23 protein-coding genes are annotated in these 25,449 nt (G+C 35.7%); 7 read left to right on the plus strand and 16 right to left on the minus strand.

Features of this window, described 5'->3' with window-relative positions:
• Positions 1-163 precede the first annotated feature (163 nt).
• The 8 genes from HCJ50_RS08650 to pyrH all read right to left on the minus strand — a co-directional run bounded on the left by HCJ50_RS08650 (position 164) and on the right by pyrH (position 11,852).
• The gene (locus tag HCJ50_RS08650; RefSeq protein ID WP_185349053.1) at positions 164-4,498 is read right to left on the minus strand and encodes a PolC-type DNA polymerase III; all 4,335 of its coding nucleotides are present in this window, start codon (positions 4,496-4,498) and stop codon (positions 164-166) included.
• A 103-nt stretch (positions 4,499-4,601) separates the two neighbouring features.
• Entirely contained in the window at positions 4,602-6,308 is a 1,707-nt protein-coding gene (locus HCJ50_RS08655; RefSeq protein ID WP_185349051.1) for a proline--tRNA ligase, read from the minus strand.
• A gap of 34 nt (positions 6,309-6,342) precedes the next feature.
• Positions 6,343-7,605 carry an RIP metalloprotease RseP gene (gene rseP, locus HCJ50_RS08660; protein ID WP_185349049.1) on the minus strand — a complete coding sequence of 421 codons (1,263 nt, stop codon included), beginning with the start codon at positions 7,603-7,605 and terminating at the stop codon, positions 6,343-6,345.
• A 13-nt stretch (positions 7,606-7,618) separates the two neighbouring features.
• Positions 7,619-8,761 (minus strand): 1-deoxy-D-xylulose-5-phosphate reductoisomerase, encoded by a 1,143-nt coding sequence (locus tag HCJ50_RS08665; protein ID WP_185349047.1) that lies wholly within the window; start codon positions 8,759-8,761, stop codon positions 7,619-7,621.
• 14 nt (positions 8,762-8,775) lie between these two features.
• Positions 8,776-9,564: a phosphatidate cytidylyltransferase gene (locus HCJ50_RS08670; RefSeq protein ID WP_185349045.1), complete on the minus strand. Its 789-nt coding sequence runs from the start codon at positions 9,562-9,564 to the stop codon at positions 8,776-8,778.
• Positions 9,565-9,577: 13 nt separating this feature from the next.
• Positions 9,578-10,336 carry an isoprenyl transferase gene (locus tag HCJ50_RS08675; protein WP_185349043.1) on the minus strand — a complete coding sequence of 253 codons (759 nt, stop codon included), beginning with the start codon at positions 10,334-10,336 and terminating at the stop codon, positions 9,578-9,580.
• Between the two features lie 230 nt (positions 10,337-10,566).
• Complete coding sequence (gene frr, locus HCJ50_RS08680; RefSeq protein WP_185349041.1) at positions 10,567-11,124, minus strand: ribosome recycling factor; 558 nt, start codon at positions 11,122-11,124, stop codon at positions 10,567-10,569.
• Positions 11,124-11,852: a UMP kinase gene (pyrH, locus tag HCJ50_RS08685; protein WP_003723449.1), complete on the minus strand. Its 729-nt coding sequence runs from the start codon at positions 11,850-11,852 to the stop codon at positions 11,124-11,126. Before pyrH ends, frr begins: the two co-directional genes overlap by 1 nt.
• Before the next feature lie 301 nt (positions 11,853-12,153).
• Here pyrH and HCJ50_RS08690 point away from each other — a divergent pair, with 301 nt between their 5' ends.
• The 5 genes from HCJ50_RS08690 to HCJ50_RS08710 are packed head-to-tail and all read left to right on the plus strand — an operon-like array spanning position 12,154 to position 16,273.
• Positions 12,154-12,528, plus strand: a complete 375-nt coding sequence (locus tag HCJ50_RS08690; RefSeq protein ID WP_185349039.1) for a hypothetical protein — start codon at positions 12,154-12,156, stop codon at positions 12,526-12,528.
• The gene (locus HCJ50_RS08695; protein WP_185380876.1) at positions 12,512-13,711 is read left to right on the plus strand and encodes an SNF2-related protein; all 1,200 of its coding nucleotides are present in this window, start codon (positions 12,512-12,514) and stop codon (positions 13,709-13,711) included. The genes HCJ50_RS08690 and HCJ50_RS08695 overlap by 17 nt, the downstream gene beginning before the upstream one ends.
• Entirely contained in the window at positions 13,701-15,005 is a 1,305-nt protein-coding gene (locus HCJ50_RS08700) for a DUF3440 domain-containing protein (RefSeq protein WP_185348526.1), read from the plus strand. Before HCJ50_RS08695 ends, HCJ50_RS08700 begins: the two co-directional genes overlap by 11 nt.
• Positions 15,006-15,014: 9 nt before the next feature.
• On the plus strand, positions 15,015-15,521 hold the full coding sequence (locus HCJ50_RS08705) for an IbrB-like domain-containing protein (protein ID WP_185348528.1): 507 nt from the start codon (positions 15,015-15,017) through the stop codon (positions 15,519-15,521).
• A 20-nt stretch (positions 15,522-15,541) separates the two neighbouring features.
• Positions 15,542-16,273, plus strand: a complete 732-nt coding sequence (locus HCJ50_RS08710; RefSeq protein ID WP_185348530.1) for a class I SAM-dependent methyltransferase — start codon at positions 15,542-15,544, stop codon at positions 16,271-16,273.
• A gap of 68 nt (positions 16,274-16,341) precedes the next feature.
• On the opposite strand, the gene HCJ50_RS08715 is transcribed toward HCJ50_RS08710, so the two are convergent.
• The 4 genes from HCJ50_RS08715 to yneA all read right to left on the minus strand — a co-directional run bounded on the left by HCJ50_RS08715 (position 16,342) and on the right by yneA (position 19,596).
• Positions 16,342-16,581 carry a YneF family protein gene (locus tag HCJ50_RS08715; protein ID WP_003723442.1) on the minus strand — a complete coding sequence of 80 codons (240 nt, stop codon included), beginning with the start codon at positions 16,579-16,581 and terminating at the stop codon, positions 16,342-16,344.
• A gap of 220 nt (positions 16,582-16,801) precedes the next feature.
• Positions 16,802-18,796: a transketolase gene (gene tkt, locus HCJ50_RS08720; RefSeq protein ID WP_185348531.1), complete on the minus strand. Its 1,995-nt coding sequence runs from the start codon at positions 18,794-18,796 to the stop codon at positions 16,802-16,804.
• Between the two features lie 146 nt (positions 18,797-18,942).
• Complete coding sequence (locus HCJ50_RS08725; protein ID WP_185348533.1) at positions 18,943-19,170, minus strand: DUF896 domain-containing protein; 228 nt, start codon at positions 19,168-19,170, stop codon at positions 18,943-18,945.
• A gap of 96 nt (positions 19,171-19,266) precedes the next feature.
• Positions 19,267-19,596, minus strand: a complete 330-nt coding sequence (gene yneA, locus HCJ50_RS08730; protein WP_185348535.1) for a cell division suppressor protein YneA — start codon at positions 19,594-19,596, stop codon at positions 19,267-19,269.
• A 155-nt stretch (positions 19,597-19,751) separates the two neighbouring features.
• Between yneA and lexA the strand changes: the two genes are divergently transcribed.
• Positions 19,752-20,366 (plus strand): transcriptional repressor LexA, encoded by a 615-nt coding sequence (gene lexA / locus HCJ50_RS08735; RefSeq protein WP_185348537.1) that lies wholly within the window; start codon positions 19,752-19,754, stop codon positions 20,364-20,366.
• A gap of 31 nt (positions 20,367-20,397) precedes the next feature.
• Entirely contained in the window at positions 20,398-20,919 is a 522-nt protein-coding gene (locus HCJ50_RS08740) for a GNAT family N-acetyltransferase (protein ID WP_185348597.1), read from the plus strand.
• Positions 20,920-21,007: 88 nt separating this feature from the next.
• Here HCJ50_RS08740 and glnA read toward each other — a convergent pair whose 3' ends face one another.
• The 4 genes from glnA to hflX form a co-directional block, all read right to left on the minus strand.
• A complete protein-coding gene (glnA, locus tag HCJ50_RS08745; RefSeq protein WP_185348539.1) occupies positions 21,008-22,342 on the minus strand; it encodes a type I glutamate--ammonia ligase in 1,335 nt (444 codons plus the stop codon).
• Positions 22,343-22,412: 70 nt separating this feature from the next.
• Positions 22,413-22,781: a MerR family transcriptional regulator gene (locus HCJ50_RS08750; RefSeq protein WP_185348541.1), complete on the minus strand. Its 369-nt coding sequence runs from the start codon at positions 22,779-22,781 to the stop codon at positions 22,413-22,415.
• Between the two features lie 167 nt (positions 22,782-22,948).
• Positions 22,949-24,208: a methionine gamma-lyase family protein gene (locus tag HCJ50_RS08755; protein WP_185348543.1), complete on the minus strand. Its 1,260-nt coding sequence runs from the start codon at positions 24,206-24,208 to the stop codon at positions 22,949-22,951.
• The gene (gene hflX / locus HCJ50_RS08760; protein ID WP_185348544.1) at positions 24,201-25,424 is read right to left on the minus strand and encodes a GTPase HflX; all 1,224 of its coding nucleotides are present in this window, start codon (positions 25,422-25,424) and stop codon (positions 24,201-24,203) included. The genes HCJ50_RS08755 and hflX overlap by 8 nt, the downstream gene beginning before the upstream one ends.
• Positions 25,425-25,449 lie beyond the last annotated feature (25 nt).

The following is a 25,449-nucleotide window of genomic DNA, read 5'->3' on the forward strand; positions in this document are numbered from 1 at the left end:
ATACGCTTTTCCAGCTAATTCGTCTCTATTCCTGCCATAGGTGACTCTTTGACAGATTTGCAAAACGAAAGCGTGGGCATTGGCCCACGCTTGGCTGAGTTATCGTAGTATTTCTTAAATAAGTTTATCACAAATTGTGACTACAAGCAAGTTTTGCTCTATTTTAGAATAGTGATAATTGGTTTTGATCTGGCAGTCCTTCTAAACATCCTTGATCATCCATATATTGAATAATTGTTTTAGAGACTTTCCCACGTTGCTGCAAATCTTCTTTGGATAAAAATTCCCCGTTTTCACGAGCTGCTACAATTTGTTTCGCTACGTTGGTTCCAAGACTTGGAATCGCATTAAACGGCGGGATAAGGGAGTCGCCATCAATAATAAATTCATCAGCGGAAGACTTATACAAATCTACTTTTTGGAAATGGAAACCACGAGCTAGCATTTCGTTAGCGATTTCTAAAACTGTTAATAGATTTTTTTCTTTTGTAGAAGCTTCCATTCCTTTATCATTGATTTCTTTCATTGTCGCTTTTACGGCTTCTTTTCCGTTTACCATCGAAGTTAAATCAAAATCATCCGCACGAACAGTGAAATAAGTGGCATAGAAGAACAACGGATGATGTACTTTAAAGTAGGCGATACGCACTGCCATAAGCACATAAGCTGCCGCATGGGCTTTCGGGAACATATATTTGATTTTTTTACAAGATTCAATGTACCAAATTGGCACTTTATTTTCCATCATTGCTTCTTCCATTTCTTCTGTTAAACCTTTCCCTTTACGAACAGATTCCATAATTTTGAAGGCTAAGGAACTTTCTAGACCTTGATAAATTAGGAATACCATAATATCATCACGACACCCAATTACATCTGGCAGCTCACAAGTCTTATTCTTTATTAGTTCTTCGGCATTTCCAAGCCAAACATCTGTACCATGAGAAAGTCCGGAAATTTGAACTAACTCAGAAAACGTGGTTGGTTTGGTTTGTTCAAGCATTTGACGTACAAACCGTGTCCCAAATTCAGGTATACCTAGCGTTCCAGTTTTAGAATCAATATCTGCTGGTTTGACACCTAGCGATTCAGTAGAACCAAATAGTTTCATCACATCGGGATCGTCTGTTGGGATAGTTTTAGGATCAATACCGCTTAAATCCTGTAACATTCGGATAGCGGTCGGATCATCGTGTCCAAGTATATCTAATTTTAAAACATTATCGTGAATAGAATGGAAATCAAAGTGAGTTGTCTTCCATTCTGAATCTGTTGCATCGGCGGGAAATTGTACTGGAGTGAAATCATATACATCCATATAATCTGGAATAACAATAATCCCCCCTGGATGTTGCCCGGTTGTTCTTTTAACCCCTGTACAGCCGGCTACAAGGCGGTCAATTTCCGCTCCCCGAATTGTCATATTCATATCTCGTTCATAGTTACGAACATAACCAAATGCTGTCTTTTCTGCCACCGTACCAATGGTTCCAGCACGAAAAACATAATCTTCTCCAAAAATTTCTTTTGTGTAGGCATGGGCGACTGGTTGATAATCACCAGAAAAGTTTAAATCAATATCGGGTACTTTATCACCTTTAAATCCTAAGAATGTTTCAAACGGGATATCTTGCCCTTCTTTTTGGTAGGTTGTTCCGCAATGCGGGCAGTCTTTATCAGGTAGGTCAAATCCTGAACCAATCGAACCATCATCAAAAAATTCTGAGGCTTTACAATTCGGACAGAGATAATGTGGTGGTAGTGGATTTACTTCTGTGATTTCTGTCATCGTGGCAACAAAGGAAGAACCAACCGATCCACGTGAACCAACTAAATAACCATCTACCAAAGATTTTTTAACTAACTTATGTGAAATTAGATAAATAACCGCGAAACCATGGCCAATAATACTTTTTAATTCTTTTTCGAGTCTTGCTTCGACAATTTCTGGTAAATTTTCGCCATATAATTGGTGGGCCATATTGTAGCTCATATTACGAACTTCATCTTCTGCTCCATCAATTTTTGGAGTATACAATTCATCTTTAATTGGTTTTAACTCTTCCATCCAATCGACTACTAAATTAGAATTTGTAACTACAATTTCTTTTGCTTTATCTTCACCAAGAAAAGCAAATTCTTTTAACATTTCATCGGTTGAACGAAAATGAACATCTGGCAATTCAGCACGATTTAATGGATTTGCTCCGCCCTGTGAGTGAATTAAAATTTTACGGTAAATTTTATCTACAGGATCTTTATAGTGTACATTACCAGTTGCAACAACAGGTTTTCCTGTTTTTTCACCAACACGAACAATATTTTTTAAAATTTCTTCCAATGCTTTTTCATCACGAACAAGTTCTCGCTCAATTAATGGTGCATATACTGGTTTTGGTTGCACTTCAATAAAGTCATAGAATTCCGCTACTTTTTCAGCTGCCTGCATTCCTTTTTGCATCATTGCTTCAAACAATTCCCCTTGGCTACAAGCTGTTCCGATAATTAAACCTTCTCGAAGTTTTTTTAGTTGTGAGCGAGGAATACGCGGAACACGATAAAAATAATTAATATTTGACATCGTAATTAATTTAAATAGATTTTTTAAACCTACAGCAGTTTGAGCATAAATAGTTGCATGGAAAGGTCTTGCGCGTTTATATGCATCGCCTTCTCCCATGTAATCATTTAAAGAATCATGGTAATCAATATCATGCATCTCTTTGGCATCTTTAATTAATTTCCAACCTAAATAGGCAGTAGCTTCTGCATCGAAAACAGCTCGGTGATGTTGTTCTAAAATAATATTGAACTTTTTCGTTAAGGTGTTCAAACGATGATTTTTGAAATGTGGGTATAGGAAACGTGCTAGTTCAAGTGTATCAATTACCGCATTTTCAGCTTTTGGTATGCCTGCTTTTTCATAAGCGGTATTAATAAATCCCATATCAAAAGAAGCGTTATGGGCAACTAGTATATCATCTGCACTCCATTCCTTGAATCGCTTAAGCACAACATCCATTGGATCAGAGCCTTTTACAATATCATCCGTAATACCTGTTAAATTAATGGTAGTTGCCGATAGTGGATGCCCTGGATCAATAAAAGCTTCAAATTTATCAATAATTTCACCATTTTTCATTTTTACGCCAGCTAATTCAATAATCGTATCATACACTGCCGATAAACCAGTTGTTTCCACATCAAATACACAATAAGTAGCATCTTTTAGTAAAATATGTTGGTCGTTATAGGCAATAGGTACTCCGTCATCAATTAAATTTGCTTCGATACCAAAAATGACTTTTAGACCATATTTTTGCCCTGCTCCATAGGCATCTGGGAAAGATTGAGCCACAGAATGATCTGTAATCGCAATTGCTTTATGGCCCCAGTCTGCTGCTTGTTTAAAAAGCGAATCAACAGAAGAGGTAGCATCCATTTGGCTCATTGGGGAATGCAGATGTAGTTCTGCTCTTTTTTCTTCGGCCTTATCGAGACGTTTCACTCCGGCGATTTCGTTAATATCTTGTGCCATCATAATTAAGTCACGGACAAATGTATCGTTTTGGACACTACCGCGAACCTTAACCCACATGCCTTTTTTCAAATTCTGAAACATGGCAGCATCTTCATTATCACGAGAAAACATCTTTATAATCATCGAACTAGTGTAATCTGTAATTTTAAATTGTAACAGACTACGACCACTACGGAGCTCTCTAATTTCAGTTGCAAAAATGAAACCTTGGACCGTAATGCGACGTTCTTCGTCATATACATCTCCAAGTCGTTTAATTTCTTCGTCATCTTTAATTTTATAGCCAACTTGGAATGGGCCAGAAAGTGGTGCAGCTGCTGTATTGCCATTTTGAGCTTCCACTTGTCGTTTTTGCATCACTTGAACGGCTTCGGCTGCTTTTTTTTGATCTTCTTCTTGTTTGGCCTGTGCGAATGCCTTATATTCCTCTGTTTCTGATTGATCTAAAATATGTGTTTTAAGCGCTAAACGCGGAAATCCAGCATTTCCATAACTTTCCATGATTTTTGCTTGGAATCTTTGTTGAATAGTTGTTTCTTCCATGTCATTATGAACGGCAATTTCAATAAAATGCGGTTCTTTAAAGGTTGGTTTTTGCTCTAATAGCAAGTTTCCAATCATAGGAGATTGTTTGCAAATTGGCTCAATAATCAAATTCCAATAGTCTTGAATAAGCTTTTCATTGATGGATTGGTTTTGAGGGACTATTTGCATTTCAGTTGTAGCTATTTGACTAAAAGCTCTTTTCATACCAACATCCATCATATGAAAAAGTGCTGCTGGGAAAATTTGCGGTACATGTAAATGAAATTGCCAAGTTTTATTTTTTTTATCAGCAACTAATTTTTCTATTTTTGCTTCTTTTGTAAATTCCTCATAGGCGGACTCGTTTTCTAAGCCAATTTGTGCCATTAGCAGCTGAAATCGTTCTTGTTTTTCTTCTTCTTTAGCTGTCATTCCGAATAACACCCCTTTTTCCAAATTTATAAAAGCCAGACGTCCCTTATAACTCGTTATCGAACGAGTAAAAAAGTTTCATCTGGCAAAGTGTTGCTTGTAATTATTTATCTCCAAAAAGAATTGGCAATGTATTTAAAAGTTCCTCTTGACGAACTTCAATCATTTCACCAGTTTTTCTAATTTTCACTTCTACAATACCTTCCGTTGCTTTTTTACCAACAGTGATGCGAATCGGTAAGCCTATCAAATCAGCATCCGCAAATTTAACACCGGCACGTTCCGCACGATCATCAATTAGGACACTAAAACCAGCTTTTTGTAAGGAATCATAAAGCGTTTCAGCAAATGCAACTTGTTCTTCACTCTTCATGTTAACAGGAATCAAATGTAAATCAAATGGACTGATTTTTTTATCCCAAACTAGACCATTTTCATCATTAGACTGTTCTGCAATGGCGGATAAAATACGAGAAACACCAATTCCATAACATCCCATAATAATTGGTTGAGCACGTCCATTTTCATCTAAAATTGTAGCATTCATCGCTTGGCTATATTTGGTGCCTAGTTTGAAAATATGACCTACTTCAATTCCTTCAGCAAATTTAATAACTCCTTGACCGTCTGGCGATAAATCACCTACTTGAATCATTCGTAAATCAAAATAACTAGCTACGTTAAAATCACGTGCCGCATTCACATTAATATAATGGAAACCATCTTCATTAGCACCAACCACTGCATTAACCATATCTTTTACAGCATTATCAGCAAAAATACGGATATTGTCAGGTACTTCAATTGGACCAAGTGACCCAAAGTTAGCACCTAATAGTTCAATTGCTACAGTTGGATCAACTAGCTCTACATTGGTAGCATCTAAAGCATTTTTGATTTTAATATCATTTACTTCATGGTCCCCACGAACTAGTACCATAATCACTTCATCATCTACTTGATAAAGCATTGATTTCATCGTCTTTTCGATTGAAACTTCTAAAAATGCAACAATTTCCGCAATCGTTTTTTGGTCTGGAGTCGCCACTTTTTCAAGTTCTTTTTCTAGCTCATGTGATTTTTTCTCCATATATAAAACGGTTGCCATTTCTGTATTCGCTGCATAGTCGGAAGCATCACTATAGGCAATTGTATCTTCTCCAATATCAGATAATGCCATAAATTCTTTGGATTCATTTCCACCGATTGAACCAGAATCCGCAATAACAGAACGAAATTCAAGTCCACAACGAGTAAATATATTAGAATAAGCTTGGTGCATTAACTCATAGACTTCATCCAAACTTTCACTTGTTGCATGGAAAGAATAAGCATCTTTCATAATAAATTCACGACCACGTAATAAACCGAAGCGCGGACGTTTTTCATCACGGAATTTTGTTTGAATTTGGTATAAAGTTAATGGTAAACGTTTATATGATTTCACTTCATCACGTAAAAGCGCCGTAATAACTTCCTCATGTGTTGGTCCAAGTGCAAAGTCACGAGAAGCACGATCTTTTAGACGCATTAACTCTGGACCATAATCATTCCAACGTCCAGACTCTTGCCAAAGTTCCGCTGGTTGAAGTGCAGGCATTAGGAGTTCTGCAGCCCCGATTGCTTCAAGTTCTTCTCGGATAATTGTTTCGATTTTTCGTAGCATCAACGTTGCAAGTGGTAAATAGCTATAAATCCCACTAGCTGTTTGTCTTATAAAACCAGCGCGAAGAAGTAGTTGGTGACTCTTTACTTCTGCATCAGCTGGGACTTCTTTTAATGTTGGTATAAATGTCATCGTTTGACGCATTTAAAACACCCCTTTTTCCCTTTTTATTTATTGTTTAGAAAAATGCTCGTTGGATATCATTCCAAGTGACAAGAATCATTAGAACCATCAAAAGTGCAAATCCAGCAAAGTGGATTATTCCTTCTTTTTTTGGATCGATAGGTTTTCCGCGAACAAGTTCATAAAGGAAGAACATGAGGCGTCCACCGTCAAGTGCTGGTAACGGTAATAGATTTACAATACCTAAATTAATACTTAGAACAGCTGTCCAATTTAGGACGGTCATAAAGCCATATTGAACGACTTGTTGTGTACTTGTATAAATACCAACAGGGCCGTTTAACATATCTAATGAAAATCCGCCAGTAAACATATTGCCAAGTATCGTAAATATTTGTACAATCCAATTCCATGTTTGTGTAAAGCCATTAGTTATTTTAGCAGAGAAAGAAGTATCCATTGGCGTTTCTACTCCAATTTTGCCGACTTCCTTACCGTTTTCTTTTTGTGTCTCAGGTTTTACATCTACATCTTGCGTTTTATCATTTCGCTCTATTTTAAAATCAAGCGTTTTTCCCGGGTTTTCAGAAACACTTTGAACAATATCTGCCCAAGAATTAGTTTCCTTCCCATTAATAGAAAGAACTTCATCGCCCTTTTTAAGTCCTGCTTCAGCCGCAGCACCGTCTGGAAGAACATTTCCAAGTGTATTATCAGTACTCGGGACCCCACCTTGTACAAAAGCAAGTGCCGTAAATATTAATATTGCTAAAATAAAGTTAAAGAGCGGACCGGCAAAAATAGTCATTGCTCGGTTACCTAATGATTTAGCATTGAAGGAACGATCATACGGTGTTATCATTGTTTCGATTTTCCCATCAATGACAAGCGCATCACGTTCTATTTGATAACGCACTTTTTTCGTATCATCGTAGTCTTCATAACCTTCAATAAATAGTTCTTTCTCTAAATCGCAAGCGGATACTTCAATGGGTTGTGCATTTACATATTGATCTTTCCCATTAACAATAATCTTGCTAACGGTTTCTTCTGGCGTAAGCTCTAAACCTACTCGGTAACCAGGTTTCAACTCAATCTCTTCGCCATCTTCTCCCGCCATCCGTACATATCCACCAATTGGTAATAAGCGAATCGTGTATTGTGTTTCCTTTTTTCGATAAGCAAAAATTTTCGGTCCAAATCCAATGGAAAAGTCTTTCACCATAATTCCAGCACGTTTTGCAAACAAAAAATGCCCAAGCTCATGGAAAAATACAATCAATCCAAATACAAAAATAAAAGCAATAATAGTTGTCAAAATAGTTTCACCTCTATAAAAGTGTCTTTACATACGCTCGAGTTTCTTTATCTACCTGCAAAATAGTATCCAAATCAGGGTTCGAAATACTAGCATGCCGATTCATTGCATTTTCAACAAGTGCTTCAATATTATAAAACGCAACTTGGCCATTTAAAAAGCCAGCTACAGCAATTTCATTTGCCGCATTTAAAACAGTCGGCATTGTTCCACCTATTTTACCAGCATTATACGCGAGTTTCAATGCCGGAAATCTTTCATAATCTACTTTTTCAAAATGAAGTGCAGAAAAATCCGTTATTTGGAACTCCTTTTCAAACGGTACTAGGAATCTATCAGGACAAGTAAGTGCGTATTGAATGGGAATGCGCATATCTGGTGTCCCAAGTTGAGCCATAAAACTACCGTCAACAAATTGAACCATAGAATGGACAATACTTTCACGTTGAATCACAACATCAATTGCATCATAGCTGACGTCAAACAACCAGTGTGCTTCCATAACTTCTAGCCCTTTATTAAACATCGTTGCGGAATCAATCGTTAGTTTATTTCCCATGTTCCAATTAGGATGCTTAAGCGCCTCCTTAACCGTAACTTCGCTAAGTTGTTCACGATTTTTATCACGAAAACTTCCACCACTTGCTGTAAGTATGATTTTTTTTATTCTTTCAGAGTTTTCACCGTTTAACGCTTGTAAAATAGCTGAATGTTCACTGTCTACGGGCAATAATGAAATCTTTTTTTCTCGAGCTGCGTTCATTACTAAATGTCCCGCTGTAACAAGTGTTTCTTTATTCGCAATCGCAATATTTTTACCAGCTTCAATTGCATCCAAAGTAGGCAGTAAACCAACACTTCCCATTACAGCATTTAGCAATACATCCCCATCAGGACAAGTCGCCACTTCTCTAAGCCCATCCATTCCATTAAAAATTTTCACATCAGGAAATTCAGCTTCTAGAGTTGCTTTGTCTCTTGAGTGCCAGACCGCAACCATTTGTGGCTTAAATGCTTGAATAATTGCTCGACCGCGTTCCATATTGCGCCCAAAACTAATAGCGACAACTTGAAATTTATCTGGATTATCCCGAACAATCGTTAATGCTTGTGTACCTATAGAACCAGTTGCTCCCAGTAAAATGATTTTTTTCATTATCCCATCTCCAATTATATAATTTGAAGTATATGTAACAGCGGTAATACAAACAATAAGCTATCAAATCTGTCTAAAATCCCACCATGCCCTGGCAAAATTTTCCCAGAATCTTTCACACCATAAAACCGTTTTAATGCAGATTCTACCAAATCTCCAAGTTGTCCAAATATAGATAAAAATACAAGTAATATTAAAATGATAGCGATATCTCCTGGCAAATCAGCAAAATAATAAAAACCACCTGCAATAACTAATGCACATACAATTCCACCAATAAAACCTTCGATTGTTTTATTAGGGCTAACATTTGGCGCGAGTTTATGTCTACCCATTGCTTTTCCAATAAAATAAGCCCCAGTATCAGTAGACCAAACAATAAATAGTGCAAATAACACAAACATTAAACCTGCATCACGAGTTAATGTAAGGTAGTGGAAACCAAATCCTGTATAAAAAGCGGCAACCATACTAATTCCCACTTGATCAAAATGGAATTTATTTCGTGAAAACACAGTATAAGCAAGCAACAATGCCATTAAAATAAAAATAATTTCCATTTCGGTAATATGCAATTCTTCCAGAAAGTTCAAATATCGATCTGGAACGACAACTAACCACATAAGTAGCAAAGTGACTATTCCATTCACTGAAAAAATTCGCTGTTTTGTCATAACAAGTACTTCATAAAGCGCAATTGTCGCCAATAAAATACTTAATAATTCAAATGGAATCCCCCCGTAAATAACAAAAGGAATAAAAAATATCAACGCAACAACTGCAGTAATAATTCTTGTTTTCAATCCTGTTTCCTCCCTAAAGCCCTCCAAAACGGCGCGAACGATTTTGATACTCAATCATCGCTTGTAAAAAATCTTCTTTTGAAAAATCAGGCCAATGTGTATCTGTAAAATAAAATTCGCTATAAGCTAATTGCCATAACATAAAATTACTTAATCTAAGCTCTCCACTTGTTCTTATTAATAAGTCTGGATCCCCAAGTCCACTACTCATCAAGTGGTTATTCAACATTTCTTCTGTTAAATCATCTGCTGACTTTCCTTCTAATACTAATTCCTTCACAGCTTCTTTCGCTGCAGTGACAATCTCTGAACGTCCACCATAATTCAAGGCAAAATTAAGCGTTAGCCCTGTACAGTGTGCTGTATCAGCAATTGCTTTTTCAACGGCACGCATCGTATGGTCTGGTAAATTTTCTCTATATCCCATCACATTAACACGAACATTCTCTTCAATCAACTCTGGTACAAAAGAATCAAAAAATTCTACAGGTAGCTTCATTAAAAAATCCACTTCATCTGTAGGTCGTTTCCAATTTTCAGTTGAAAAAGCATAAAGGGTTAGCACATCAATACCAATAGCATTCGCATATCGTGTCACACGTTTCACAACGTCCATACCTTCTTTATGCCCAGCAATCCTCGGCAAAAAACGTTTTTTCGCCCATCTGCCATTACCATCCATAATAATGGCAACATGGCGAGGGATAGGCAAATCTTCTGCAAGTTCACTATTTAATATATTTTCATCTTGTCGAAATAGCTTTTTAAACATCATAAATCCTCCAATTGATACACTTCTTAGAGCATGTCTATACCTATAATAACAAAAAAGAATCAATTAATGTACTAAAAATTCCATGTGAACAAATGAGAGTTTCATGAGAAAGATGGAATTACTCATAAAAAAACATTCCTAACCCAACACATATGGAAAGAATTAGGAATGTCAGTTCAACTTAAAAGGTTCGTTCCTTTATTTGTTATTACTAGTATAAGTATCAATTAAACTTCTAAGATTTCCGCTTCTTTTTCTTTCGTGATGCTGTCGATGTTTTTAATACTTTCATCTGTTAGTTTTTGTACATCTTCACCATAAGAACGCAAATCATCCTCTGTGATATCACCGCTTTTTTCTAATTTTTTCAAGTCTTCATTGGCTTCACGACGAATATTACGAACAGCTACTTTTGCTTCTTCTGCTTCTTTTTTCACTTCTTTAACAAGTTCTTTACGACGTTCTTCTGTTAATTGCGGAATAGATAAACGTAAAACCGAGCCATCGTTATTAGGTGTTAATCCTAAGTCGGATTTTAAAATAGCTTTTTCAATTTCCCCTAAAATTGTTTTATCATATGGAGTGATAAGTAACATTCTAGCTTCCGGAACACTTATGGATGCCATTTGATTTACTGGTGTTGCTGCTCCGTAGTAATCTACAGATAAACGATCAAGTAGTGAGGCGTTTGCACGACCGGCACGAATTGTCCCAAGTTGTCTAGTTAGTGCTTGCTCTGCCTTCTCCATTTTTTCTTTTGATTTTGATAATACTTCTTTACTCATTATTTTTTCCCCCTAACAGTTGTTCCAATTTTTTCACCTAAAATAACACGTTTAATATTGTTACCTTGTTCTGTAAACGAAAAGACAATTAACGGAATATCATTATCCATACTTAATGATGAAGCCGTTGTATCCATTACTTCTAAACCTTCTTTAATAACATCCAAGTAGGACAGTTCTTCATATTTTTTAGCATTTTCATCTAATTTTGGATCCGCATTGTAGACACCATCAACATTGTTTTTTGCCATTAAAATAACATCTGCTTCAATTTCAGCTGCTCTAAGTGCTGCTGCTGTATCTGTTGAGAAATACGGATTTCCTGTACCGCCTGCAAAAATAACTACCCGTCCTTTTTCAAGATGACGAATCGCTTTACGGCGAATATAAGGTTCAGCAATTTGACGCATATCGATGGACGTTTGTACACGTGTAGCTACACCAATATTTTCCAGAGAATCTTGTAGGGATAGTGAATTCATAATAGTAGCGAGCATACCCATTTGGTCAGCTGCCGCGCGGTCCATTCCCATTTCGCTACCAAGTTTACCACGCCAGATATTTCCGCCGCCAACAACAATAGCTACTTCCACTCCTAATTCTACCACTTCTTTAATTTGAGCAGAAATCAAATTGACAACGCTCGGGTTAATTCCAAAGCCGTCATTTCCGGCAAGTGCTTCACCGCTTAATTTTAATACAACTCGTTTATAATCTGGGGTATCCATAATAGCCTCCAATTTCATATTCTATTCATAGATAGAAAAAGCTCTATCCACCATTATCTATTCTACTAAAAAGCTGGCTATTACAAAAGTGTTTTCTACTAAAAAATGAAAAAACATTTTAAAAAGGAGTAATTAGCCAGTTTTTAACAATATAAATCTTTCATTTTTAAAAACTCTTAGTAAAAAAAATTACATAAATACCTTTTTTTTAACGTATAGCTATAATTTTTGTGATAAAATGAATACATAAAACAGATAAAATTGAACTAAAATGACAAAATGCTCGGGAGATTTGCTTTTTATGGTTAAATGGAACAAACTTTATACATATAGCGAACAAATTGAAACATGGGATAAACAAGCCATAATAGAAATGCCGTCTGAAAGCCTCTATCAAGGTTATTTTTTCTTACTCCCTAAAAAAATGGTCTTTTCTATTTCATCCAAATTCAGTTATTTTTACTTTCCGGATACTTGGAAGTTTCAAATAAAGAAGCATACAGAAAAAAAAGTAATTGATGCAACTGAAATGATAGACATTTTTGAAAAAAATAATAAAGTTATTATGCAGTCCTTTCATACTAAAAAAGTCAATGATACGATTATTAGAGTCCAAACACACATACCAAAAAAACTGAAAAAAGATGTGATAATTAATAATGACCTTATTAGATAATCAACAATTAGCAATAGAAAAATTACGGCAATATAAAGTTGGCGCCTTGTTTATGAAACCAGGAGCTGGAAAAACAAGAGTTGCTTGCGAATTAATCAATGAAGTAGAACCTGATTATGTACTTTGGCTTACTCCTTTTCAAACAAAAGAAAATTTAGCAAACGAAATTAAAAAATGGGACTATCATTTTCCACAAGATATTGTTGGCATTGAATCACTCTCTAATTCAGACAAACTTTATCTACATTGTCGAGAAAAACTAAAGAATTCTAAAAATAGTTACATTATTATGGATGAAAGTTTGAAAATTAAAAACAAACATGCACTTCGAACCCAAAGAGCAATTAAGCTTGCTCGTTTGGCAAATTATCGTCTAATTATGAATGGAACTCCATTAAGTCGTAATATTTTAGATTTATGGTCTCAGTTAGAATTTCTATCTCCCAAAATATTAAATTTATCTTTTTCTCAATTCAAAAAAACATTTTGCGAATACGTCACCATTACTCAACTAACTGAAACGAAAAAACAATCCATTGATATTATTAAAAAGTATCATAATTTAGAGTACTTATATAACTTAATTACTCCGTTTATTTTCTCGTCCTCACTTGACTTAAAAATTGATTGGCATTATATCCGGCACGATTATAACATCGACGAGGATCTCTTAAAAAAATATTATGAGCTAAAAGAAGATTATCTTCAAAAAGCAGCTGCTTACACAATAAATATAAATTTTCTAGAAATGTCCCAAGTCATGCAACATAGTTATTGCCTCTCTTCAGAAAAATTTACCATAACAGAATCTTTAATTGCAGATAAAGAAGACACAACTATTATTTTTTGTAAGTATAAACGATCTGAAGAAGCACTTCTCAAAGCATTTCCAAATGTTAAAGTAACTACTTTTGCAAAATCTGCATACGGACTTAATTTACAAGCATATAACCAAATTATCTATTTTGATAAAACTTTTGACTATTCTCAACGTGATCAATCCGAACGTCGTATTTATCGCACTGGACAAATAAATGATTGTTACTATCATGATCTAAGTGGCAACGTTGGGCTTGATAATATCATTGACTCAAATATATCCCAAAAAACTAATTTATTACATGAAATAAAAAAAGAACTTTCACAAAAAAACTCCTTTGAGGTGATAATGAATGTATTCTAAAACAGTTCTTGAAGCATCCCAAGAAAGATTAGATGTGATATTTAATGAATTCGATAATATAATTGTCTCCTTTTCAGGTGGAAAAGATAGTGCTGTTATGCTCCAGTTAGTTATTGATTATATGCGCAAACATCAAATTCGCAAAAAAATCTATGTTTATCATTTAGATTATGAAGGACAATATACTGCAACAACAGACTTTGTAACAGATACATTAACAAGTAATCTAGATATTATCGAACCGCTATGGTGTTGCCTTCCTATTGCTGCACAGTCAGCAGTTTCAATGTTCACAGATCATTGGATACCTTGGGAAAAAGCAAAACAACCTATTTGGGTAAGAAAAATGCCTGATTTTCCTTTTGTTATTAATGAAGACAACGCCCCCTTTGATTTCGATTTCCACGGTATTTGGGACTATGAATTTAATCGGAAAATTATCCAGTGGTTACATAAGCATAGCGGAGCAAAAAAAACGATAGCATTAATTGGCATTCGACAACAAGAATCATTAAATCGGTACAATGCCATACATAAAAAAGAACGAATGTATAAAGCCTACAATTGGACAACCGAGATTACAAATAATATTTATAATGGCTATCCTATCCACGATTGGTCGGTAGAAGATATTTGGATTGCAAATGCCAAATTCAATTGGGATTATAACAAAATTTATGATTTGTTCTTTCACGCTGGTTTAACTATAAGTGATATGCGTGTCGCTAGTCCTTTTAATGATTCTGCTACAGAAAGTCTCAAATTATATCGAGTTATCGAACCAGCGCTTTGGTCAAAACTAGTCGGTAGAGTGAACGGAGCCAATTTCACCGCTATCTATGGAGGTACTTCCGCGATGGCTTGGAAAGAAATTAAATTACCAAAAAACCATACATGGAAATCCTATTTAGAATTTTTATTGACAACTTTACCAAGCTATACAAGAGAACGCTATCTAAAAAAATTTAAAACTAGTATCAACTACTGGACCGAAACGGGCGGTGCATTAAAAGTTGAAACGGTACAAGAATTAAAAGACTTAAATGTACAAGCTGATTTCCTCGGTGCACCAAGAAGCAAACGAACCTATACGAATAAAATGGAGGTTGTGCGTTTTAAAGAATATCCAGATGACCTTAAAATCAAAGAATTTTCGAGCGTCCCCACATATAAACGGATGTGTATAGCGATTTTGAAAAATGATTATTCTTGTAAATATATGGGATTTGGCCAAACGAAATTGGAATTAGAAAAGCGAAAAAGAGCATTAGAAAAATATAATAATATTTTATGAGGTGATTTGATGAATTACAAAAGCCCTGTTTACAACGTTATCCCTGTTCATCTTTCCAAACTTCAAGCTAATAATTATAATCCGAACAAAGTCCCCACAACTGAATTAAAATTACTTGAAAAATCTATTTGGGAAGATGGTTTTACGCAGCCTATTGTTTGTTATCCACTAGAAGACTCTGGCAATTACGAAATAATCGATGGTTTTCATCGTTTTACTATAATGAAAACTTCGAAACGTATTCGAGAGCGAGAAAATGAAATGGTTCCTGTGGTTATTTTAGAAAAAAATACAGTTAATCGAATTGCTTCTACTATTCGTCATAACCGAGCAAGAGGATTTCATAATGTCGAATTAATGTCGAATATTGTCGGAGAACTTGCAGATAGTGGAATGTCTGACAACTGGATTATGAAAAATATCGGAATGGATGCCAATGAAATCTTGCGTTTAAAACAAGTGAGTGGTCTTGCTCACCTCTTCCTGGATAAAGAATTCAGTCAAGCATCCGATTAACCAAAGAAAGTAGGATTAACATGCAAGAAAATAAATATGATAATAAAACATTTTTTGATCAATATAGCCAAATGCCCCGTTCCAAAAAAGGCCTAAAAGCTGCTGGTGAATGGCATGAAGTAAAAAAGTTGCTTCCTGATTTTAACGGAAAAACTGTTCTTGATTTAGGTTGTGGATTTGGTTGGCACTGTATATATGCTGCCGAACATGGCGCAAAAAAAGTTGTAGGAGTAGATTTATCTAATCGAATGTTAACAGAAGCACGGCAAAAAACAACTTCTCCCGTGATTAGCTATCAACAGAAAGCAATAGAAGATATGGATATTGAACCAGAAAGCTATAATGTTGTTTTAAGCTCTCTTGCTCTTCACTATGTTGCAGATTTTCACTCTGTTTGCCAAAAAGTATCCACTAATTTAAAACCAAATGGCACGTTCGTCTTTTCTGTAGAGCATCCTGTATTTACAGCGGAAGGTTCACAAACTTTTTTCACAGACTCACACGGTACCTCTTTGCACTGGCCAGTAGATCAGTATTTTAATGAATCACTACGAACCACTACATTTTTGGGTGAAAAAGTTCAAAAGTATCATCGAACATTAACTAGTTATATTCAAACACTCATTCAAAATGGTTTCCAAATTAAAAGTATTATTGAGCCACAACCAGCACCGGAATTAAAAAACTTGCCCGAAATGCAAGATGAATACCGCCGCCCTATGATGCTGATAATTTCTTCTACAAAAATATAAATAAAAAACCCTTCTAAACATAGTAGCAACTACGCATACTTTTTAGAAGGGTTTTAGCTTGTTCAATATTATTTCTTCGCTTTTTTTGGTTTTTCTTTTTCTTGCTGTTTGTTCATCGCGCTCATCATTTGGTTAATTTTCTTTTGTGATGGTTTTTGACCCATTTGAGCCATCATCATTTGTAACATTTGTTCATTAATTGGCGGATTGTTTTTTAAATAGCTCATCATGTAACGTCTCGCAATAAAAAATCCTCCCGCAAGACCAGCTAGCAAACAAATAATACCGACAAGAATGTAAATCCACATAGTCTCTTTTCTCCTCCTTGAAACAAAATCCTCTTTTATTGTACTTGATTTATATTAAACAGACAATACTTTTCATTAAAACATATCATCTTGATCAATTTAGCAATAAAAGCTTCAAACAACCTCGTAATTATATCATTAAAGGGAATACCACGCAATCAATTATCGCAATAAAAAACAGGCCCTACAAGAAAAACTAGTAGCGACCTGTTTCGAATAATTATAATGACTTAACTGTTTTTACAACATTCTCGACAGTAAAGCCATAATTATGAATGACTGTTTCGCCTGGAGCAGAAGCACCAAATTTATCGATACCAATTACTTTTCCATCTAAACCAACATAACGTTCCCAGCCAAAGCTAGCGCCCATTTCTACTGCAACACGTTTTCTTACCGCGTTTGGTAGAACACTTTCTTTATATTCAGCTGACTGTTGTTCGAATAGGTCAAATGAAGGTACACTTACAACAGATGCGTCTGTTCCTCCCGCTAGAAGTTCTTTTTGTGCTTCGATAGCTAAGTTAACTTCCGAACCACTTGCAAGAATAATAGCATCTGGCACTTCTTTTGTAGACGGTGAGATAACATAAGCACCTTTTTTAACACCTTCTGCAGATAATTTAGCAGAATTAGGTAGTGTTGGTAAACCTTGACGAGTTAGTACCAGCACATGTGGAGTAGAAACAGATGTAATAGCTAATTTCCAAGCTTCCACAACTTCATTACCATCAGCAGGACGGATAACAGAAAGTCCTGGCATTGCACGCAGACTAGCAAGTTGTTCGACAGGTTCATGTGTCGGTCCATCTTCCCCAACCGCAATACTGTCATGTGTCATCACATATGTTACTGGCAAATGTTGTATAGCTGATAAACGAATGGCTGCACGAACATAATCCGAGAAGACGAAGAATGTTCCTCCATACACTTGTAAACCACCATGAAGAGCCATACCATTTAAAGCAGCACCCATTGCAAATTCACGCACACCAAACCAAATATTTCGTTCAGCAGGTGTTGCTTTTGTGAATTCACCATCCGTTTTAATTGTTGTATTATTAGAACCAGCAAGGTCAGCAGAACCACCAAACAGTGTTGGAACTTTTGCAGCTAGTGCATTGATTACTTCACCACTTGATGCACGACTAGCTAATGCTTTTGTATCATCATATACTGGCAAATCAGCAGCCCAATCCGCTGGTAATTTATTATTTAAGCTATCTTCTAATTGTTTAGCAAGCTCTGGATATTTTGCTTTATAAGCGGTAAATAGTTCATTCCAAGCTGCTTCTGCTTTCTCTCCGCGCTCAGCAATAGTTTCTTTAAAACGTGTAGTTACTTCTTCAGGTACAAAGAATTTTTCTTCGTAATTCCAACCATATGCTTTTTTCGCTGCTAAAATACCTTCTTCACCTAGTGGAGCACCATGCACTTTGCTAGTACCTTCATTAGGAGCACCAAAACCAATAACTGTTTTTACTTCAATCATCGTTGGTTGAGAAGTATTTTGTTTTGCTTTTTCGATTGCTGCTAAAATTTCTGCAGTATCATTTCCATCTTTTACTAGTAAATGTTCCCAACCATATGCTTCAAACCTTTGTTTTACATTTTCAGAGAAAGATTTATCTAAATCACCGTCAAGCGAAATATCATTGGAATCATATAATAATACTAGTCTACCTAATTGTTGATGACCTGCATAGGAAGCCGCTTCTGAAGCAACACCCTCCATTAAGTCGCCATCTCCACATAATGCATAAGTATAATGATCTACTACTGGGAAGCCATCTTTATTATATTTGGCTTCTAAGTGACGTTCTGCCATTGCCATACCAACCGCCATTGCAATCCCTTGACCAAGTGGGCCAGTTGTTGCATCTACACCATCAGTATAACGATATTCTGGGTGTCCTGGAGTTTTACTTTCCCATTGACGGAAGTTTTTTAAGTCTTCTAAATCTAATTTAAATCCACTTAAATGTAGTAAACTATATAAAAGCATTGAACCATGTCCAGCAGAAAGTACAAAACGATCACGGTTAAACCAATGAGAATTCTTAGGATTGGTATTTAGTACGCGAGACCATAGTGCATAAGCCATTGGTGCTGCTCCCATAGGTAAGCCTGGATGACCTGAATTTGCTTTTTGAATTGCATCCATTGATAATGTGCGAATTGTATTCACTGCTAAAGTATCTGTGTTATCGAACAAATGAAACATCCTCTCTTCAATATAATTTTAACTACTTTTAATAATAAGCCTAAAAAGCAATTAACACAACTAAAAATTGCTTTAAATTGCTTAATTGATTGTTATTTTTGTTCATTTGCACATTTTTGTTCATTTGGTGCTAATTTCTAGTTGTTATTCTTTCTCATTTGTTTCACTTTATGCGGCGTTACGTCATTTCCCTTAGGATCAATAATCGTAGTATTTTCAATCGTGCCTTTCATATGGGTTCGAAATGATTTTATATATTCTTTTCTTAACTTCTCTTGTTCCATTTTTTCAGTAGCAGTTAAGGTTCCTGCTTTTTTCTTTTTTGAAAGTTCATTAATACGGTCTATTTTAGCTTTCTCTAACATAGCGCTTCATCCTTTTCTTTATTATATTAAAATAAGAAAGCAGCATATTGTCACCACTTTCTTATCATTATATCATATATAAAAGCCAAAACCTGCTCATTGATTTGCTAATTGAATACTTGTATCACTATTTAATAGCTTTGTTTCATGGACTGGAATAACCACAGATTCTCCTGCTTTAATATGCCCGTCTGTTAGATTATTTTCTTTTTCCACCCAAGATACAAAATCCGCTTTTGCCATATCACTCTTTCCGGCATATTGATCTGCTAATGCCCAAAGTGAATCTCCCTCATCTACATTCACTTTTGAATAATCACTGCTACTTCCAACAACCGTACACATCAAAACAATCCCCAAAACTAAACAAGTAATTACAAATATAATAGAAACATAGAATTTATCCCAAAATAATTTTAAAGTCATTAATAATCCCTCCAAAAGAATGTATGTTCGCTTTTCTATATTATAGAACATTCGTTCGTATATGTCAATAAAAAAACGAACCTTTGTTTGCATATTGGATTTTCTTTTGCTATACTTGAATTATAAAATAACCATTAAATCAATGAGGTGAAACCATGAAAATATCTAAACGTCAACAAGATATATATGAATTTATAAAGTCCGAAGTAAAAGAAAAAGGCTATCCACCTTCCGTACGTGAAATTGGTGAAGCTGTTGGACTTGCATCTAGCTCAACTGTCCATGGCCATCTTGCTCGTCTTGAGGGCAAAGGATTAATTAGACGTGATCCAACTAAACCTCGTGCAATAGAAATATTGTCCTTAGAAGACGAAGCCGAAACGCCAAATGTGGTTAATATTCCCATTATCGGAAAAGTAACAGCTGGTATGCCTATTACAGCAATCGAAAATATTGATGAGTATTTTCCATTACCTGAATATATGGCTGCTGGTGAGACAAATGTCTTCATGTTAGAAATTGACGGAGAAAGCATGATTAATGCTGGAATTCTAGACGGAGATAAAGTTATTGTTCGCCAACAAAATTCCGCTATAAATGGAGAAATCGTTGTGGCAATGACAGATGAAAATGAAGCAACCTGCAAACGTTTCTATAAAGAATCTAATCATTTTAGATTGCAACCAGAAAATGATGCATTGGAACCAATCATCCTTAATAATGTAACTATTCTGGGTAAAGTGATTGGTCTATATCGCGATATTCGCTAACAAGTCTTATTTTTGACAGGTGGTGTCTATGTTGATCTATTTTGAAACGGAACGACTACTTGCAAGAGATTATTTACCAAGCGATTATGCCCCATTTAGTGTGATGAATGCTGATAAAGACGTTATGAAATACTTTCCTTCTATTTTAACGAAAGAAGAAAGTAACGCCTTAATAGCTAGAAATCAAGCAGAGTTAACTTCTTTTGGCTATGGACTATTTGCTATAGAAGAAAAATCAAGCGGTGAATTTATTGGTTTTATCGGTTTTCATAAAGCTGCTTTCGAAGCCGACTATACTCCCTGTATTGAATTAGGTTGGCGCTTAAGAAAAAGCTCCTGGAATCAGGGATATGCCACTGAAGGCGCCTTAAGAGCTCTGACATTCGCAAAAGAAGAAACATCCATAGCTGAAATATATAGTTTTACAGCTGCTTTAAATAAGCCTTCCGAACAAGTAATGAAAAAAATCAATTTAACAAAAATAGCTACTTTTGAACATCCAGCGTTAATCGATGGAGATCCGTTAAAGCCACATGTTCTTTATAAAGCATAAGTAAACACCCTGCATATTTTTGTGCAGAGTGTTTTTTCATCCTAAATAAAAATCTCGCCTCCTAAATTAGGAAGCGAGATTTTTAGTATTAATAGATTTCCAGATATTGATCGCGTTCCCACGGATGAACTGCAGTACGGAACATATCGCACTCAATTGTTTTCGCTTCAATAAAGTGTTCGAAAATATGTTCACCTAAACCAGCTCTAATTGTTTCATCTTTTTCAAGTTCAATTAAAGCATGACCCAAGCTTTCCGGAAGATCATAAATCCCAGTTGCTTCACGTTCTTCTTCATTCATTCCATAAATATTACGATCAACTGGAGCTGGAGGAGTCAGTTCATCTTTAATTCCAGATAAACCAGCTTTTAATAGTACTGCCATCGCTAAATACGGATTAGCGGACGGGTCAACACTACGTAATTCTAAACGGGTACTTAAACCACGAGAACTTGGTACACGTACAAGCGGGCTACGATTTTTACCTGACCAAGCGATATAACATGGTGCTTCGTAACCTGGAACTAAACGTTTAAACGAGTTAATGGTTGGATTAGTAACAGCTGTAAACCCACGAGCATGTTTTAACATACCTCCTAAGAAATGATAAGCTGTTTGACTTAATTCAAGTTCGCCGTCTTTATCGAAAAATGCATTACCTTCTTCGGTAAATAATGACATATTGAAATGCATCCCTGAACCATTTACACCAAATAGTGGTTTCGGCATAAATGTAGCATGCAAGCCATGTTTACGAGCAATTGTTTTAACAACTAATTTAAATGTTTGAATACTATCGCAAGCCGTAATAGCATCTTCGTATTTAAAGTCAATTTCATGCTGACCTGGAGCTACTTCATGGTGAGAAGCTTCAATTTCAAAGCCCATTTCTTCTAATTCAAGTACAATATCACGACGACAATTTTCACCTAAATCAGTAGGTGCTAAATCGAAGTAACCACCACTATCATTTAGCTCAAGTGTCGGACGACGATCTTCATCTAATTTGAATAGGAAAAATTCTGGTTCTGGTCCTAAGTTAAATTCAGTAAAACCAAGCTCTTCCATTTCTTTAAGTACACGTTTTAAGTTAGCACGCGGATCTCCTGCAAATGGTGTCATGTCAGGATTATAAATATCACAAATCATTCTTGCAACTTTCCCTTTTTCAGCAGTCCAAGGGAATACAACCCAAGTGTCTAGGTCTGGGAATAAGTACATATCAGACTCTTCAATTCGTACAAAACCTTCTATGGAGGAACCATCAAACATGATTTTATTGTCTAGTGCTTTCTTTAGTTGGCTAACAGGAATTTCCACGTTCTTTATAATCCCGAGTATATCCGTGAACTGTAAGCGAATAAATTTTACGTTTTGTTCATCTGCGAAGCGGAAAATGTCTTCTTTTGTATATTTTGCCATAATCTAAATTCCTCCTAAATAGTCTAATTATATTAACTTCTAAATAAAGTAAATACCTCTTTTTATCTTTTTAAAACCTTGGTAATTGTTGTTTGCCTGTTGAATCTTGCTTAACAAAACGGCCAGCTTGCTGCATTTCTTTTCTAAGTATTTTTCGAACATCTTCATCTGTTAATGGTTCTTTGGATTCTCTTTGCTGCATTTGATACATTTTCTTAATTCCCGCAATATTCAGACCGTCATTCAAATAATCTTTAATCTCCAGTAAAACATCAATGTCTTGAAGTGAATACAAACGGTGATTTCCTTGATTGCGAGCTGGGTGGATTAATTCTTGGTCTTCGTAATAGCGAATTTGTCTAGCGGTGAGATCGGTTAGCTTCATCACAGGTCCAATTGGAAAAAGCGGCATAGATCTGCGTATTTCCTTTTCACTCACGACAATTCCTCCTCAAAACATAATTATTTTTTGATGATAGTAGCATTATAATGTACGTCAGATGTTTTGTCAAATTTATGTAAGATAATCTAACATCAATCAAAACCTTTATATACCAGTCTTTTACGCACCAAAAAACCGCGAACTTTAAATTCGCGGTAAAATTTTTAAAACTTTTTTGAAATATCAATGTTACTTTTTAAAAGTGTATTTTCAATAGCTCGTGTGACGGCAATTTTAACATGTTCGTAGGTTAACCCCCCTTGCACGTATAATTGGAATGGTTCTCTAATTGGTCCATCTGCGGTCAATTCTAAACTCGCTCCTTGTATAAAGGTACCTGCTGCCATTATCACGTCATCTTGATAACCTGGCATATATGCACCAATTGGTAAGACATGTGCATTTACAGGAGATGCGGCTTGGATTGCTTGTGCAAAGGCAACCATTTTATCTTTATTATGAAAGGAGACACTTTGAATTAAATCTGTTCTTGGCGCATCCCAAACCGGATCTGCTTCTACGTCAAATTCCGCAAGCATAGCAGCAGTGAATCTAGCTCCTTTGACAGCTTGAGCCGTAACATGTGGAGCTAAAAAGAAACCTTGATACATTTCTAATAAACTATATAAAGAGGCTCCTGCTTCTCTACCAATTCCTGGGGTAGTTAATCGATACCCGCATAATTCGACCAATTTTTCTGTCCCGGCTATATATCCACCTGTTTTTGCGAGTCCACCACCCGGGTTTTTAATTAAAGATCCTGCTATAATGTCAGCGCCAACTTCTGTCGGTTCTAATTTTTCTACAAACTCTCCATAACAATTATCAACAAAAACAATGATTTCCGGATTAATTTTTTTCACAAATGTAATCATCTCAGCAATTTTGGCAATGGTAAAAGAAGGTCGATTAGCATAACCTTTGGAGCGTTGAATCCCTATCATTTTTGTTCTGCTCGTTATTTTTTTAGCTACTTCTATAAAATCTACTTCGCCACTTTTAGTGAGAGGAATGGCATCGTATCCAATATTGAAATCTCGTAATGAACCTTGTTTTTTATCACGAATTCCAACGATTTCTTCTAATGTATCATATGGGCTGCCAGTGATATAAAGCAAATCATCATTAGGACGAAGAATACCAAAAAGTACTGTTGAAATCGCATGCGTACCAGAAATGATTTGTGGTCGAACTAGAGCAGCTTCTGTACGAAAAACTGTGGCATAGACTCGTTCTAAAGTGTCTCTTCCTTCATCATCATAGCCATATCCAGTTGATGGATGGAAATGAAAATCACTTACTTTATTTTCTTGAAATGCATGTAGTACTTTTGCTTGATTGAATTCTGCAATTTGATCGGTTTCATTTTGTAAAAAAGAAATTTGTTGTTCTACTTTTGCCCTAATTTTTTGAATTTCAGTCATTAGTAGGCTCCTTCCTAGGCTGATAACCCTCGACTAAATAAGCTTTGTTATCTTCTAAATATTCTAGTTTAGTAATCCAAGCTCGTTGTTTTATTTGTGCTAATTCTTTTCCCTGCTCTTCTGAAATCTCTTTTGAAAAATAGTGCCAATTCTTTTCAATTAATTCAATCATTCGTTGTTTCAAGCTAGTAGGTGCGGTTGAAGATAGAGCGGAAATTAGGAGATGTTCTGGTCTATCCGGAATAAAACCTTGTGTGATTTGATCTATTTTATTATAGACAGTTAATATTGGAATATGGTTCATTTCTAATTCAGTTAATAGTGCTAGTACAGTCGTTTCGTGCTGCAAATAATCCGAATCGGATGCATCTACAACATGAATTAAGACATCTACATTAGCAGTTTCCTCTAGTGTTGAACGAAATGCTGCAATTAATGTGGTTGGTAAATCTTGAATAAAACCTACCGTATCTGTTATAAGCGCTTGAAATCCTCCAGCGAATCGAATTTTTCTAGTTGTTGGATCAAGTGTGGCAAATAATTTATCCTCTTCTATCGTTGTTTCATGTGTAAGTCGATTAAATATAGTGGATTTACCAGCATTTGTATAACCTATCAAGCCAAAACGAAAAATCGCTTGCTCATTACGCCGATTAATAATACGTTTTCGATGTTTTTCTACATGAGTTAATTGCGCTCGAATATCATCCATTTTTTCACGAATATGTCGTTTGTCCATTTCTAATTTTGATTCACCAGGACCTCTTGAACCTATGCCGCCACCTAGTTTAGATAGGGAAGCTCCTTGCCCACTTAACCGTGGAAGTAAATATTTATATTGCGCATATGCTACTTGTAACTTACCTTCCCTTGACTTAGCTCTCATCGCAAAAATATCTAAAATTAATTGCGTTCGGTCGATAACACGAGCGGCAACAACTTTAGAGATATTTCGAACTTGGGTAGCACTTAGTTCACTATTAAAAATAACTACATCCGCTTCATGCATTTCCACTAATTCAGCTAATTCTAACAACTTTCCTGAACCGATAAAAGAAGCTTGATTCACTCGTTCTAATTTTTGAATCAGCTCATCTACAATTTCTCCATTAGCAGTACTAGTGAGGCTACGAAGCTCCCTGATGGAATTCCAAAAAGCTTCTTCTGTTCTATTTGGCAAAAAAACTCCAACGAGGATTATTTTCTCCTGTTCCATAACCACTTCTCCCTTTTTCAGACAA

It is taken from the genome of Listeria immobilis (assembly GCF_014322765.1).
Classification (GTDB): Bacteria; Bacillota; Bacilli; order Lactobacillales; family Listeriaceae; genus Listeria; species Listeria immobilis.